We start from the raw sequence: 13,922 nt of genomic DNA on the forward strand, positions 1-13,922 counted from the left end.
CTTGACGATTACCGTGTCGGGACGGGCACTTCGCCGCGGTAATCGTAGAAGCCGCGGCCGGATTTGCGGCCGAGCCAACCAGCTTCGACATATTTCACCAGCAGCGGGCAGGGGCGGTACTTGGAGTCGGCGAGCCCGTCATGCAGCACCTGCATGATCGACAGGCAGGTGTCGAGGCCAATGAAGTCTGCGAGCTGCAGCGGACCCATCGGGTGGTTGGCGCCGAGTCGCATGGCAGTATCGATGGCGTCGACGGTGCCGACACCTTCGTAAAGCGTGTAGATCGCCTCGTTGATCATCGGCAGCAGGATGCGATTGACGATGAAGGCGGGGAAATCCTCGGCGACGGTGATCGTCTTTTCCAGCGAGGAGACGTAGTCCTTGGCGGCGGAGAAAGTCGATTCTTCGGTGGCGATGCCGCGCACCAGCTCCACGAGCTTCATGACCGGGACCGGGTTCATGAAGTGGATGCCCATGAAGCGTTCGGGACGGTCGGTGGCGGAGGCAAGCCGGGTGATCGACAGTGACGACGTATTGGTGGCAAGCAGCGCTTCCGGCTTCAGCACCGGACATACCTGTGCATAGATCTTGCGCTTGACGCTTTCGTCTTCCGTCGCGGCCTCGATGGCGAGGTCGACCTGGGCGAGATCGTTGAGATCGGCCGAGCCGGTGATGCGGGCAAGGGCTGCCTTGCGCTCTTCGTCGCTCGTCTTGCCGGATGCGACCTGACGGGCGAGGTTGCCGTTGATAGTGGCAAGGCCGCTTTCGATGCGATCCTGCGAGAGATCGTAGATATGAACCTTGTAGCCGGCCATGGCGGATACATGGGCGATGCCGCAGCCCATCTGGCCGGCGCCGATAATACCGATCGTCTTCAGCGAACTCATTGCCAACTCCCCGGCGGCGCGCTCTTGGCGGTGCGCTATGCTTTTAACCACAAATTTGCCGGGCCATTTCTAGCCCGGCAAAGATTGATAGACCTATAAGAGACGATTTTCCAGTCTCTCGCAACTGCGAGAAACCCGATCGATGCGCTCAGAGCGCCTTTTGCAATTCCGGGAGTGCTTCGAAGAGGTCGGCGACGAGGCCATAGTCGGCGATCTGGAAGATCGGGGCTTCCTCGTCCTTGTTGATGGCGACGATGACCTTGCTATCCTTCATGCCGGCGAGATGCTGGATGGCGCCGGAAATGCCGCAGGCGATATAGAGCTGTGGTGCGACCACCTTGCCCGTCTGTCCCACCTGCCAGTCGTTCGGCGCATAGCCGGCATCGACGGCAGCGCGCGAGGCACCGACGGCAGCACCGAGCTTGTCGGCAACCGGAAGGATGACTTCCTTGAACTTCTCCGCAGAACCGAGCGCGCGACCACCGGAGATGATGATCTTGGCAGAGGTCAGCTCCGGACGATCCGAAGAGGACAGGGCATCGCCGACGAAGGTGGAGAGAGCCGGGTCGGCCGCGGCAGATACCGTCTCGATTGCAGCCGAACCACCTTCGGCAGCAGACGCGAACGAAGCCGTGCGCACCGTGATGACCTTCTTTGCGTCGGTCGACTGCACCGTCTGGATGGCATTGCCGGCATAGATCGGCCGCTTGAAGGTATCGGCCGACACCACTTCGATGATCTCGGAGACCTGGGCGACGTCGAGCAGGGCGGCGACGCGCGGCAGCACGTTCTTGCCGACCGAGGTCGCAGCACCGATGATGGTGTCGTAGGAGCCGGCCAGCGAAACGATCAGCGCCGCCAGCGGCTCCGCCAGATTGTTGGCAAGGCTTGCGTCCTCGGCAACCAATACCTTGGAGACGCCGGAAAGCTTGGCAGCCGCACCGGCCGCAGCCTGGGCACCGGCACCGGCGACCAGCACATGGACGTCGCCGCCAATCTTCGTCGCTGCCGTCAGCGCCTTGGCGGTCTGGTCGGAGAGATGGGCATTGTCGTGATCAGCCAGAAGAAGAATGGCCATAGGTCTTATCCTTTCCAGTTTCTCAGAGCACGCCGGCTTCGGTCTTGAGCTTTTCGACCAGCTCGGCAACCGACTTGACCTTGACGCCCGCCTTGCGGCCGCCGGGCTCTTCCGTTTTCAAGACCTTCAGCCGCGGCTCGGTCGATACGCCGAAATCGGCAGGCGACTTCTTGTCGAGCGGCTTCTTCTTGGCCTTCATGATGTTCGGCAGGGAGGCGTAGCGCGGCTCGTTGAGACGCAGGTCGCTGGTAACGACGGCTGGAAGCTTGACTTCGATCGTCTGCAGGCCGCCATCGACTTCGCGGGTGACCTGTGCCTTGCCGTCACCGATCTCGATTTTCGAGGCGAAGGTTGCCTGCGCCGTGCCCAACAGGGCCGCCAGCATCTGGCCGGTCTGGTTGCTGTCGTCATCGATCGCCTGCTTGCCGACGATGATGAGGCCCGGCTGTTCGGCGTCCGCCACACCCTTGAGGATCTTGGCGACAGCCAGCGGCTCGACGGCATCGTCGGTTTCAACCAGGATGGCGCGGTCCGCACCCATGGCAAGGGCCGTGCGCAGCGTTTCTTCAGCCTTGGCAGGTCCGATCGATACGACGACGACTTCCTCGGCCTTGCCGGCTTCCTTCAGGCGCAGCGCCTCTTCGACCGAGATCTCGTCGAACGGGTTCATCGACATCTTCACGTTCGAAAGCTCAACGCCAGAACCATCCGGCTTCACGCGGATCTTCACGTTGTAGTCAACCACCCGCTTAACGGGAACCAGTATCTTCATGGAATCCTTCCTTCAACATGACCGCCCGAGAACATGCGCTGCTTAGCGCCATTCCATTTGTCGAATGGCGACATGGATACGCGTTTTTTCCCCAATTACAACGCTTCCAGGCCGCCGAGAGACGAATTGCTTGAAAGGCATAAATAACGTTTACGTCAACGTCAATACATATGCCTGGGTGATTGACGGATGCCGCTATCGATTCTTGCCCGGAACCCAGAGCACATCGGCGCGGCCACGATCATTGGCATGGCGTGCGGCGACGAAGAGGAAATCGGACAGTCGGTTGACGTATTTCAGTGCCGCCGGGCTAACCCTTTCGCCTTGTTCACGCGATAGCGCCACCATTAGGCGCTCGGCTCGTCGGGCCATGGTGCGGGCGAGGTGCAGATGAGCGGAAGCGGGACTGCCGGCCGGCAGAACGAAGGATCTCAGCGGCTCAAGATCGGCGTTGAGCAAATCGATATCGTATTCCAGGCGTTCGACCTGATGGTCGATGATGCGCAAGGGTTCATAGGGCAGAGGCTCATCGGTTTCGGGCGTCGAAAGATCGGCGCCGAGATCGAAGAGATCGTTCTGGATGCGCATCAGCATCACGTCGATCTCGGGCATGTCCGACATGTGCAGCCGGGCGACGCCGATGGCGGAATTGGTTTCGTCGACGGTTCCGTAGCTTTCGACGCGCAGGTCGTGCTTCAGCCGCCTGGGGCCGGCGGCGAGGCCCGTGGTGCCGTCGTCGCCGGTCTTGGTATAGATCTTGTTGAGCTTGACCATTGTGTTCCTGCGGTTAGGCCGGGCGGCCGCCGCCCGTCAGCCAGAGCGTCAGCATGATCAGAATGACTGCGACTGCCTGCAGCAGGACGCGCAGCTGCATCAGCCGGTTCGAAAGGTTGGGGTTGTCGCCTTTCATCATGTTCAGCAGGCCGCGAATAAGAACGATCGCGACGAGGCCCATGACAATGATGGCGGCAACATAAGTAACGGTAGACATGGCTCCTCCACCCTTGTCCTCAGAATGGCTCGGCGTTTCATGGAAGCTCCAAGCCAATCTATGTCATCGTTTGCACAATCCTGAACGGAAAAGGCGCTCCGCGCCTTTGCCTGAGGTTGCGCTAGTCCAGCCGGCGCATCAGACGATAGAAAAGGTTAGCCGGCAATAGCCTTTTCAGAAGGACGCCCTGCTTTGCAGGCGTCGTTACCAGATAATGCGGGCGCGGATTTCCAACGTTCAAAGCGGATTTTAGCACATCATAGACCGCTTCCGGACCCAATTTATGTTTATTGATCGGCCCTGATCCATCAAGCCGTTTCAGCTGCCTGCGGTATTCCACCGCATGAGGAGAACCTTCGAGGTCGATATGCTCGTTGATCTTGGCGAGCGCATTGGCGGTGAACTTGGTTGCAATCGGGCCGGGCTCAATGAGGCTCACATGGATGCCGCTATCCTGCAGCTCCATTCTGAGCGTGATCGTCAGCCCTTCCAGCGCGAACTTCGAGGCCGTGTAGGCACCACGGAAGCGATAGGGGACGAGCCCCAGAATGGACGAGCAATTGACGATGCGGCCATGACCCTGCTTGCGCATCAGCGGCAGGATCTGGCGCGTCAGCTCGTGCCAGCCGAAGAAATTCGTCTCGAACTGTTCGCGCAGCACATCGGTCGCAAGATCCTCGACGGCGCCCGGCTGACCATAAGCGCCATTGTTGAAAAGGGCATCGATGCGGTCGCCCGCGCGCTCGCGCACCGTTGCCACAGTGGCGGAAATCGTCTCGGGCTTTGTGTAGTCGAGGAGCAAGGCTTCGATGCTGTCGGCTTCGAGCGCCGCGAGATCTTCCTGCCTGCGCACCGTCGCAAAGACCCGCCATCCATCGTCGCGCAACGCCCGGGCGCAATAGGCGCCGATTCCGGAAGAGCAACCTGTGACGAGGATAATGCGTTGTTCCGTCATGGAAAGATGATTCCTGTACAAATCAGGTCTCGTTTCCCATATTCAGAAGCCCGATACAATCGACAACCGGCGACAACCGTCGGATGAATGCCGACGTCAAGCGGAGATGGAATGCCGACAGCCCTGCGGACGATTTACAAGGTGATCTACGACGCAGTGTTCCATTTCGTCGAGGATGACGGGTTCGCCATGGCGAGCCATGTGGCATTATCGACGCTGCTGGCGGTTTTCCCCTTCCTGATCTTCGGCACGGCGCTGGCGAGCTTTCTCGGCGCCAGCCAGTTTTCGTCGACGGCGGTGCATCTGATCTTCGACACTTGGCCGGAGGCGATCGCCAAGCCGCTCGCCGATCAGGTGGTGCAGGTGCTGACCATTCCGCGCGGCGGGCTTTTGACGATTTCCGTGCTTGCGGCCGCCTATTTCGCCTCGAACGGCGTCGAGGCACTGCGTATATCGCTGAACCGCGCCTATCGCGTGCCTGAAACTCGGCCCTGGTATTTCAACCGTCTCGCCAGTCTCGGCTATGTACTGATCGCCGTGCTGATCTTTGCTATTCTCAGCATCCTGCTCGTCGCCGTGCCGCTCGCGCTCAACTACACAAGGCAATGGCTGCCGAAACTTGCCGATATCCTTGATATCGTCTTCAGCTGGCGGATCTACGGCACGATCTTCCTGTTGCTGGCGGGCCTGATGATCCTGCATCTGTGGCTCGCGGCCGGGCGCCGGCGGGTATTCGACGTCATCCCCGGCGTGATCCTGACGCTGGTCTTCTGGTCGATCGGCGCGCTGCTTTTTGCCTATTACCTTTCAACCTTCGCCAATTACACCGCCACCTATGCCGGTCTGGCATCCGTGATGATCGTGCTGATCTTCCTCTATATGCTTGCCGTGATCTTCATCATGGGGGCGGAAATCAATGCAGCCTTGATGAAATTCCGCGTGCGACGTTTGCTGTTTGGCAAGGCGGCAGGCCGTCCGTCCGCCGAAGTGCCGACCGAAAAGATATCATCCGAATCAAGGGCCGAATCAGAGACCGATGCGGCGGCGAAGCTCCGCCGGTGAGAGGCCCAGATTGCGCCATTCGGCAATGCCGGTGTCGCCTAGGCTCTTCGACAGTTTCTTGCCATCGCTGCCGAGGAGGAGGCGATGGTGATGATAGAGCGGCTCCGGCAGGGCAAGCAGGGTCTGCAGCAGGCGATGGATCGAGGTGGCGTGGAAAAGGTCGAGCCCACGCACGATGTGGGTGATGCCCTGTATGGCATCGTCGACGACAACGGAAAGATGATAGCTGGAAGGCGCATCCGAGCGCGATAGCACCACATCGCCCCAGGCGGCCGGGTCGGCAGAGATAGTGCCAGTTTTGCCGTCGCCGCTTTCCTGCCAGTGGAGCGGCGCGTTCGTTGTCTTCAGCGCCTTCTCAATGTCGAGACGCCAGGCATGTTTCATGCCTGACGCCAGCAGGCGCTGCCGCTCGGCATCGCTGCGCTCGCGATCGTCGGGCGGGTAGAGCGGCGTGCCGTCGGGGTCGCGTAGCCATGATTTGCCATCTGCCTCGAAAGCAGCGACGCGTGATTTGACCTCGCCGCGGGTCAGGAAGGCGGGATAGACAAGACCGCGCTTGATGAGCCTTTGCAACGCTTCCTGATAGGCCGGAAAATGTTCGGACTGCCGGCGCACCGGCTCCTGCCAGCTGAGGCCAAGCCAGGAAAGGTCGGTGTAGATGCCCTCTTCGAAATCGGGTGTGCAGCGCGCCTGATCTATGTCTTCGATGCGCAGCAGGAAATCGCCGCCGCTTTTCTGCGCCATGTCGTGATTGAGGATGGCCGACAGCGCATGGCCGAGATGCAACGGACCGTTCGGGCTCGGGGCAAAACGGAACTTCGGCTTTTGACGGGGAATCTCGATCATGCTTTCTTCTGCCACGAATTTTAACCGGGGACTACGAGACGCCATGCAGATCATTCGCGACGAGCGCGATATCGAACAGGGACTGGCTGCGCTATTGGAGCTCGATCCGCGCCTGCGGCCCGTTGCCGCAGAGGCAGGCACCTTGCCGCTACGCCTGCGCGAACCGGGCTTCGAGGGGCTTGCCCATATCATCGTCTCGCAGGTCGTCTCCCGCGCCAGCGCCGATGCGATCTGGGAGAAGATGAACGCCGGGATGGGGCAGGTGACCGCTAGGGGTTACGTCGGCCTCGAGCCGGAGGCCTGGCGGACCTTCGGCCTGTCGCGAATCAAGCACGAGACGTTGGCGCGCGTGGCCGAAGCTGTCGCCGGCGGCAGCCTCGATCTGCATGCGCTCAGCGCCGAATCACCTGACAAGGCGCTCGCCGAGCTGACTGGAATCAAGGGAATCGGCCCTTGGACGGCCGAGGTCTACCTGATGTTCTGCGGCGGTCACGCAGATGTGTTTCCGGCCGGCGACGTCGCGCTGCAAGCGGCCGTCGGCATGGCTTTCGGCCACGAAGTCAGGCCCTTGGCCAAGGCAGTTGCCCGGGAAGCCGCGGTTTGGGCGCCCTGGCGCTCGGTCGCGGCCCGGCTTTTCTGGGCCTATTATGCCGTAAAAACCCGCCGGGATGCGCTGCCTATAGTTTAATCCGCGGCCTCCCCGAAATTGCCTTTATGCACTGAATTTATTGGACTTCACAATCCTGTAACAACCGGCCTAATATACAGGTACAGATGCCGAATCGATCAGGAGGGTTCCTTGACGATTGCAGTCTCACCGCAGTCCTTGCCGGCGCTCGTGTTGAACGCCGACTACAGACCGCTGAGTTACTATCCCTTGTCGCTCTGGTCCTGGCAGGACGCGATCAAGGCGGTTTTTCTTGACCGTGTGAACATCATCGCAGAATACGATCAGTGCGTGTCCTCACCGAGCTTCTCGATGCGGCTGCCGAGCGTCGTATGCCTGAAGACATATGTGCAGCCGTCCCGCAATCCCGCCTTTACCCGCTTCAACGTCTTCCTGCGCGACAAGTTCGAATGCCAGTATTGCGGCTCCCATGACGACCTGACCTTCGACCACGTCATCCCGCGCGCCCATGGCGGCGAGACGACCTGGGAGAACGTCGTGGCCGCCTGTTCGCCGTGCAATCTCCGCAAGGGCAGCAAGCTGCCGAAGCAGGCCGGCATGTTCCCGGCGCAAAAGCCATACCAGCCGACCGTGCAGGACCTGCACAACAACGGCCGCCTGTTCCCGCCGAACTACCTGCACGACAGCTGGCTCGACTATCTCTACTGGGATTCCGAACTGCAGCCTTAAGATTGATTTTCTGAGAAGGTCGGGCGAGCTTCGCTTGGCCGCACCTATATGCACGGCCCCTCACCCTAGCCCTCTCCCCGCAAGCGGGGCGAGGGGACGACAGTGCGAGATAATCGGCCTCACCACATGAACAGAAGCGGCGTTGGGCATTGTAGAGCCCCCCTTCTCCCTGCATGTGCGGGGAGAGGGTTGGGGTGAGGGGCCAGGCATGCAGCGACGACAATCGCTCGTTCGCCTGACGGCTTCAATTCAATCAACCCGCCTTCTTAGCACCCACAAAAGCAATCGCAGCCAGGATCACGCTGGCGATCACGTTCCAGCCGGCCATCGACAGGCCGAGGATGCGCAGCGCCGCTTCCGTGCAGGAGGGGCCTTTGATGGTGTTCAGCTGACCGAGCAGGTCGCCGGCGTTCTGCGTGACGCTGCTTGCCGATGTCGAGCAGGTGGTCGGGCCTTCCCAGAAATGCCATTCGACGCCGGCGTGGTAGACGCCGATGCCGCCGCCGACAAGCATCATCAGGCCGGCGATGATCAACAGTCCGCGGGTAATCCACGAGGGCAGGCCGGCAACCGCCGTCAGGACGGCGATGATGGCGACGGGGATGCCGTAGTAGTAGGGCTGGCGCTGCTCCAGGCAGAGCGCGCAGGGGATATAGCCGCCGATATACTGGAAGCCGAGCGCCGAGCCGATGACGACGATCATGCCGATCGTCAGCAGCAGGCCATAGCCGAGGCCGGCGCGGGGGGAGGGCGTAGTCGTGGGCATGCTGGGGGCTCCTTGGTCAGCTCGCCAGGGCAAAATGGAAGACGGCATAGAGGGCGATGAGGATGGCGGCGGCTGCCATCGTGATCTGGCCGAGGCGCTTCTCGATGAAGTGACGAATGGATTCGCCATAGCGGCGCAGCAGGAAGGCCAGGAAGAAGAAGCGCGCGCCGCGGGCGACGATGGCCGAAATGATGAACAGGCCGAGATCGATATGGGCGACGCCGGACAGGATAGTCACCACCTTGATCGGCGGCAGATGCGCCAGACCCGACGTGACCAGCAGCAGGAGCACCCATTCATAGGTGATGCCGGCGCTCATCTGGTTGAAGGCGTCGAGCTTGCCGTAGAATTCGAGGATCGGCTTGGCGATGGTCTCGAAGGCGTAATAGCCGAGCGCCCAGCCGGCAATGCCGCCCAGCACGGAGGCAACCGTCGCCGTCAGCGCGTAGCGCCAGGCGCGCTCGGGCTTGGCAAGAGACATCGGCAGGAAAAGCACGTCGGCCGGAACGAGAAAGATCGAGCTTTCGACGAAGGCGATCACCGCCAACCAGATTTCCGCCGATTTGCGGCCGGCGAGCGACATGGTCCAGTCGTAAAGTCTACGAAGCATGAGGGCCCCTTTTTGCTGCGTTGCAAACCTTTAGGGGGCAGGATTATGGCTGTAAATGGTCAGGGACTGACGGAAGTGGCGGAAAGGCAAAATTTTTCGTGATGGTGTGGGGTTTGGCGCTGCACTTCGCCCGGTTGTTGAAGAGTTTGGTCACAGAGTTTCAGGCAATCCAAGCTCGAAACGCCTAAGTCATTGATTAGATTCCAATAATCTAATTCATTGAATTTAAACGAAAAATGTTTATATACTTTGGTGTTATGACAATGATCAGGTTTCGATTTTCTCCGCAGAAGGCTTTTGCCGCTCTCAATTGGATGGTTAACGATCATCCAGGGATAGATCTTCATGCCGTTCTCAAATCCTGCTATTTCGCAGATAGCACACATCTGAATCAACAGTATCGCCCAATTTTTGGTGCGACATACCGAGCGATGAAGTTCGGACCCGTGCCTTTAGAAATTTACGAGATGGCGAAAGGCGAGGCTCTTTGGTTGGCTGAAGTCGGAGTTGAAAAAACTCCATGGGAGCTTCGTGGCTACCGACTTGCGCGCTCGAATAACGATAGCAAAGTGGACCTTTCCGTATTCTCGGAGACGGAATTAGAATGCCTTGACGCGGGTATCAAAAAATCCACTTCGATGGATTTTGGCGATCGGACAGAAGCTACCCACGGTTCTGATTGGCAAAAGGCAAACTTGGGTCTCATGCGATATGAGGACATGATTGACGAGGGGGATGATAAAGCGTCAATTGTTGAGTATCTGGAAGAAAACGCTAGATTTATGAAGATATAATGCTGAAACCGCTTGAGGTTATTTGGATCTACGACAATTTAATAGATCCACCTCATCCCAAGATGGTTGTCTGTGTTCAGCCGGATGATGGGTACTTCTATCGAATAAACTCGCGGTCATTTTTGAAGCCCTGCGTTTCGCTAGAAAAGAATCCTCATCATACTTGGCTTGATCACGATAGTTTTCTTCACATTGATATTCTAATGCTCGATGATTATATTGTGAGCGAGGCAGTTAAGAGATTAGGTGTAATCGGGTCCGTTTCAGCTTCACTTTCCCGAGAAATCAAACGAAAGACATTGGACATTAGATTTGCGTCTCTCATTGACAAACAGCGCATCTGTAACTGCCTGCCCTAAGTTTCATTCGTTCTTTCTCAAATTACTTTGTTGGCAATAACCGGCGACATAGATCGAGGCGGTCGCATCAAGCGATCGCATGCAGCTGAATTCGCGCCATCGCAACAATTCCGTTGCCTGTTTTGCGTAAGATTGGCGTGTATTGAAGTTGCGGATTTGCGCGGTGAAGAATTCTGTGAACCTGATTCGACTCCGGTCCAAAGGTAGTGCACCTCAATGTACTGGTGCGAGACTAGAGGTCTAGCTGCACCCCTGTGTGCTGCTCAATTTGCTTCTTAATGAAGCCTTTTGCCAAGGACTTTACCAGATCTAGCGTGAAGCCGCCAACCTCTTTGACCGCAACACTCGTTCTCTTCCAGATTTCGGGATCGCGCACGCTATCGATAAAATCGTGACCCTCCCAGGTGAAGCCCCGAAAACCGATCCCGACCATCGGCCGTATCCCGCCGTCGTCGATCAGACCTGCATCGTTGATCAGCGACAGGTGGTAAGCTATCGCATCCGCGTCATAACCCGGCACGCTAATCTCGGAATCTTCCGGTTCAAGATGAAATATACCGCCAGCGCGCAGTGGTATCGCTTCGAGCTTCAACATCAGCTCGCGGATGAGATCCATATCACGTCTCATTTTCGGCGACCCCACTGACGTTCCAAATCACCCCACTGGGCAGTAGGCTTCTGAATAAGCTTCATATAGCTCTCTTGCAGCTCCTGACGCGCCAATGGGTCGGTCGAGAGCCCGCAACCTTGGCGAAAGATAATACAACCAAGTGGCGATAAGCAGCAACCTGGCGGGTTCTGATAAATCGGACGGCAGCCCCCTTGTAATATCGCATCTCTGAAATTTCCTTGGCGGGCAGAGGCTGTCAATTGAAGCGAAGCATGCCGGTAAACCAACTCCCGGCGCAAACTAAATGCGGGCGCAAAGGGCGATTCTATGGTTGTGCTTCACTAAAATAGCACGGAAAATCAGCTGCAAGCCTGAAGTTTTTGGTGCCCCATGCCGGAGTCGAACCAGCACTTCTTTCGAAACTCGATTTTGAGTCGAGCGCGTCTACCAATTCCGCCAATGGGGCAACGGGGTACTGACGAGGCGGCTGTCTAGCATGTGATCGGCTCGGCGCGCAAGCCGGGGATGGCAGATATTGCGAGTGTTTCCGCAGGGTTGGGGTTTGGCCCATGGCGTCGGTGGACGCCATGGGCTTTTTGCCGTTTGGGGCTCAGTGAGCCATGGCCGGGCCTTTGCTGGTGGAGCCGGATTTTTGCAGGGTGATCGCGAGGATCGCGGCGAGCAGGCAGAAGGCACCGGCGACGAAGAAGGCGGGCAGGTATGTGTTCAGCTCCGTGCGGGTGAGGCCGGCGCCGTAGGCGGCGGTGGCGGCACCCAGCTGGTGGCCGGCAAAGACCCAGCCGAAGACGAGGCCGGCCTTTTCGCGACCGAAGCGGTCGGCGGCGATCTTGACGGTCGGCGGCACGGTGGCGATCCAGTCGAGGCCGTAGAAGACGGCGAAGATCGACAAGCCGTAGAAGGTGAAATCGCTGAAGGGCAGGTAGACCAGCGACAGGCCGCGCAGGCCGTAATACCAGAAGAGCAGCCAGCGATTGTCGAAGCGGTCGGAGAGCCAGCCGGAGCCGATCGTGCCGAAGAAATCGAAGATGCCCATGACGGCGAGCACGCTGGCGGCCGCGACAGGTACGATGCCGAAATCGCCGCAGAGCGTGACGAAATGCGTCTGGATCAGGCCGTTGGTCGACAGACCGCAGATGAAGAAGGTGGCAAACAGGATCCAGAAGGTCGAGGTCGTCGATACCTCGCGCAGGATCGCGATCGGCGAAGCGAGCGCGGCCCGCAGGTTCCTGGTGGCTGCCGGCGGCGGCGTGATGTGGATCTCGCCGACCAGCGGCAGGTTGACGTCCGAGGGGCGGTCGCGCATCAGCAGCAGGACGATAAGGGCCGCAACGACGATCATGCCGCAGACGAAAAGAACCGTAGTGCGCCACCCATAGCGCGTCGTCAGCTCCGCCATCAGCGGCAGGAAGACGAGCTGTCCCGTCGCCGAGCTTGCCGAGAGCATGCCGATGACGAGGCCGCGATGCTTGGTGAACCAGCGCGTCGAGACGGTCGCAGCGAGCACCATGGCTGTGAGACCGGTGCCGAAGCCGATGATGATGCCCCAGCACAAAAGCAGCTGCCAGACCTCAGTCATGAAAAGCGAGCCGATGAAGCCGACGGTAATGGTCGCCAGCGCGAAGACGATGACCTTGCGTACGCCGAAATGGTTCATGAAGGCGGCGGCGAAGGGACCCATCAGGCCGAACAGCAGAAGGCGGACGGCAAGGGCGGACGAAATGGAGGAGGTGCTCCAACCGAACTCGTCCTCCAGCGGCTTGATGAGCACGCCGGGCGCGCCCATGGCGCCGGCCGTGACCAGCATGGTGAGGAAGGTGGCGCCGACGACGACCCATCCGTAATGGATGTTGCGCCGGGCGAGCGTCGAAGCAAGGGCAGTGGAAACCATGAGGTGCGTTCCGATAAAGTTTGCGTGTCTTGGCGTCAGAAATCGAGTGGAGCTTGCGAAGGCGCTCGAGCGCGGACGGCCAGGGGTACCTTATCCGCTTATAGCGCCCTGCCGCCCTCCCGGCTTGAACGTTTGTGTAAAGGCATTTACATGATCATTATCATATTTGTTGCATATTGATGATGGCCATCATATAAATTGTCAATACAGATTTATTGATGCTCTGATGGAGTTTTTTGATGAGAGTGAGCCGGGAAAAATTCGCCGAGAATCGCGAGAAGATCCTTGCCGTGGCGGGCGAGCTCTTTCGTGAGAAGGGTTTTGACGGCATCGGCGTCGCCGACATCATGAAGGCGGCGGGGCTGACGCATGGTGGCTTCTACGGCCATTTCGATTCGAAGGACGAGCTTGCCTGCGAGGCGAGCAAGGCCTTGGTGTCGCGCTCGCTGGAGCGCTGGAAGGAGGTCGCGTCAAGTTCGCCCGATCAGCCGCTGGAAGCGCTGCTTGCCCATTATCTCTCGCATCGCAACGTGGTGGAGCATGCGACCGGCTGCGTCTTTGCGGCGCTGACGCAGGAGGTCAGCCGCCATGGACCGAAGATGCAATCCACCTTCACGGGCGGTTTGATGGGGCTCGTCGAAGTGCTCGAGGAGATCGTTCCCGGCGAGACGCCGGAGGATCGCCGGCGCAAGGCGTTTGCGAGCCTTTCCGCCATGGTCGGCGCCGTCATCCTGGCGCGGGCGATGGACAATGCCGAACTGTCGCAGGAGTTTCTGTCGGCGACCCGGCAGGAGCTTTCGCCGCTGCCGGGTGAAAACGTCGGCTAATCCCGCTCTAGGCTCGAGACTCAATCGATCCACCAAGTGACGAGAGCGGCAATGTAGCATGTAGCTTCGAAGTTGAGCCTGAGTTTGTCATATCGTGTT

16 protein-coding genes and 1 tRNA gene are annotated in these 13,922 nt (G+C 59.1%); 5 read left to right on the top strand and 12 right to left on the bottom strand.

Annotation, left to right across the window (positions count from 1 at the left end; genetic code table 11):
- Nucleotides 1–8 precede the first annotated feature (8 nt).
- From GA0061100_RS16565 to GA0061100_RS16590, 6 genes are all read right to left on the bottom strand, one after another.
- Nucleotides 9–887: a 3-hydroxybutyryl-CoA dehydrogenase gene (locus GA0061100_RS16565; RefSeq protein ID WP_075853771.1), complete on the bottom strand. Its 879-nt coding sequence runs from the start codon at nt 885–887 to the stop codon at nt 9–11.
- A gap of 148 nt (nt 888–1,035) precedes the next feature.
- Nucleotides 1,036–1,965, bottom strand: coding sequence for an electron transfer flavoprotein subunit alpha/FixB family protein (locus GA0061100_RS16570; protein WP_075853772.1), 930 nt, complete (start codon nt 1,963–1,965; stop codon nt 1,036–1,038).
- Nucleotides 1,966–1,987: 22 nt separating this feature from the next.
- Complete coding sequence (locus GA0061100_RS16575) at nt 1,988–2,737, bottom strand: electron transfer flavoprotein subunit beta/FixA family protein (protein ID WP_075853773.1); 750 nt, start codon at nt 2,735–2,737, stop codon at nt 1,988–1,990.
- A gap of 195 nt (nt 2,738–2,932) precedes the next feature.
- Nucleotides 2,933–3,511: a cob(I)yrinic acid a,c-diamide adenosyltransferase gene (locus GA0061100_RS16580; RefSeq protein WP_075853774.1), complete on the bottom strand. Its 579-nt coding sequence runs from the start codon at nt 3,509–3,511 to the stop codon at nt 2,933–2,935.
- A gap of 13 nt (nt 3,512–3,524) precedes the next feature.
- Nucleotides 3,525–3,728, bottom strand: a complete 204-nt coding sequence (locus GA0061100_RS16585; RefSeq protein WP_015341309.1) for a twin transmembrane helix small protein — start codon at nt 3,726–3,728, stop codon at nt 3,525–3,527.
- A 121-nt stretch (nt 3,729–3,849) separates the two neighbouring features.
- Complete coding sequence (locus GA0061100_RS16590) at nt 3,850–4,683, bottom strand: SDR family oxidoreductase (RefSeq protein WP_075853775.1); 834 nt, start codon at nt 4,681–4,683, stop codon at nt 3,850–3,852.
- Between the two features lie 111 nt (nt 4,684–4,794).
- Here GA0061100_RS16590 and GA0061100_RS16595 point away from each other — a divergent pair, with 111 nt between their 5' ends.
- Nucleotides 4,795–5,745 carry a YihY/virulence factor BrkB family protein gene (locus GA0061100_RS16595; protein WP_075853776.1) on the top strand — a complete coding sequence of 317 codons (951 nt, stop codon included), beginning with the start codon at nt 4,795–4,797 and terminating at the stop codon, nt 5,743–5,745.
- Here the strand turns inward: GA0061100_RS16595 and gluQRS are convergent.
- A complete protein-coding gene (gene gluQRS / locus GA0061100_RS16600) occupies nt 5,710–6,591 on the bottom strand; it encodes a tRNA glutamyl-Q(34) synthetase GluQRS (RefSeq protein ID WP_075853777.1) in 882 nt (293 codons plus the stop codon). The two genes, GA0061100_RS16595 and gluQRS, sit on opposite strands and share 36 nt — an antisense overlap.
- Between gluQRS and GA0061100_RS16605 the strand changes: the two genes are divergently transcribed.
- Together GA0061100_RS16605 and GA0061100_RS16610 are read left to right on the top strand one after the other, a co-directional pair.
- Nucleotides 6,590–7,279, top strand: coding sequence for a DNA-3-methyladenine glycosylase family protein (locus GA0061100_RS16605; protein WP_208621539.1), 690 nt, complete (start codon nt 6,590–6,592; stop codon nt 7,277–7,279). The genes gluQRS and GA0061100_RS16605 overlap by 2 nt on opposite strands.
- A gap of 111 nt (nt 7,280–7,390) precedes the next feature.
- A complete protein-coding gene (locus tag GA0061100_RS16610) occupies nt 7,391–7,948 on the top strand; it encodes an HNH endonuclease (protein ID WP_015341304.1) in 558 nt (185 codons plus the stop codon).
- Between the two features lie 253 nt (nt 7,949–8,201).
- Here the strand turns inward: GA0061100_RS16610 and GA0061100_RS16615 are convergent, their stop codons facing one another.
- Both GA0061100_RS16615 and GA0061100_RS16620 read right to left on the bottom strand, forming a co-directional pair.
- On the bottom strand, nt 8,202–8,714 hold the full coding sequence (locus GA0061100_RS16615; RefSeq protein ID WP_075853779.1) for a disulfide bond formation protein B: 513 nt from the start codon (nt 8,712–8,714) through the stop codon (nt 8,202–8,204).
- Between the two features lie 16 nt (nt 8,715–8,730).
- A complete protein-coding gene (locus tag GA0061100_RS16620; RefSeq protein WP_075853780.1) occupies nt 8,731–9,324 on the bottom strand; it encodes a YqaA family protein in 594 nt (197 codons plus the stop codon).
- A 263-nt stretch (nt 9,325–9,587) separates the two neighbouring features.
- On the opposite strand from GA0061100_RS16620, the gene GA0061100_RS16625 reads away from it, so the two are divergent.
- A complete protein-coding gene (locus GA0061100_RS16625) occupies nt 9,588–10,118 on the top strand; it encodes a type II toxin-antitoxin system antitoxin SocA domain-containing protein (RefSeq protein WP_159444787.1) in 531 nt (176 codons plus the stop codon).
- Between the two features lie 591 nt (nt 10,119–10,709).
- Here the strand turns inward: GA0061100_RS16625 and GA0061100_RS16635 are convergent.
- The 3 genes from GA0061100_RS16635 to GA0061100_RS16645 all read right to left on the bottom strand — a co-directional run bounded on the left by GA0061100_RS16635 (nt 10,710) and on the right by GA0061100_RS16645 (nt 12,996).
- Complete coding sequence (locus tag GA0061100_RS16635) at nt 10,710–11,093, bottom strand: DUF2513 domain-containing protein (protein WP_208621540.1); 384 nt, start codon at nt 11,091–11,093, stop codon at nt 10,710–10,712.
- A gap of 375 nt (nt 11,094–11,468) precedes the next feature.
- A tRNA-Leu gene (locus GA0061100_RS16640) sits at nt 11,469–11,553 on the bottom strand.
- A gap of 144 nt (nt 11,554–11,697) precedes the next feature.
- Nucleotides 11,698–12,996: an MFS transporter gene (locus tag GA0061100_RS16645; protein WP_075853784.1), complete on the bottom strand. Its 1,299-nt coding sequence runs from the start codon at nt 12,994–12,996 to the stop codon at nt 11,698–11,700.
- Nucleotides 12,997–13,235: 239 nt separating this feature from the next.
- Here GA0061100_RS16645 and GA0061100_RS16650 point away from each other — a divergent pair, with 239 nt between their 5' ends.
- On the top strand, nt 13,236–13,823 hold the full coding sequence (locus GA0061100_RS16650; protein ID WP_075853785.1) for a TetR/AcrR family transcriptional regulator: 588 nt from the start codon (nt 13,236–13,238) through the stop codon (nt 13,821–13,823).
- Nucleotides 13,824–13,922 lie beyond the last annotated feature (99 nt).

This window comes from Martinezella hainanensis, from assembly GCF_900094555.1.
GTDB lineage: Bacteria > Pseudomonadota > Alphaproteobacteria > Rhizobiales > Rhizobiaceae > Rhizobium > Rhizobium hainanense.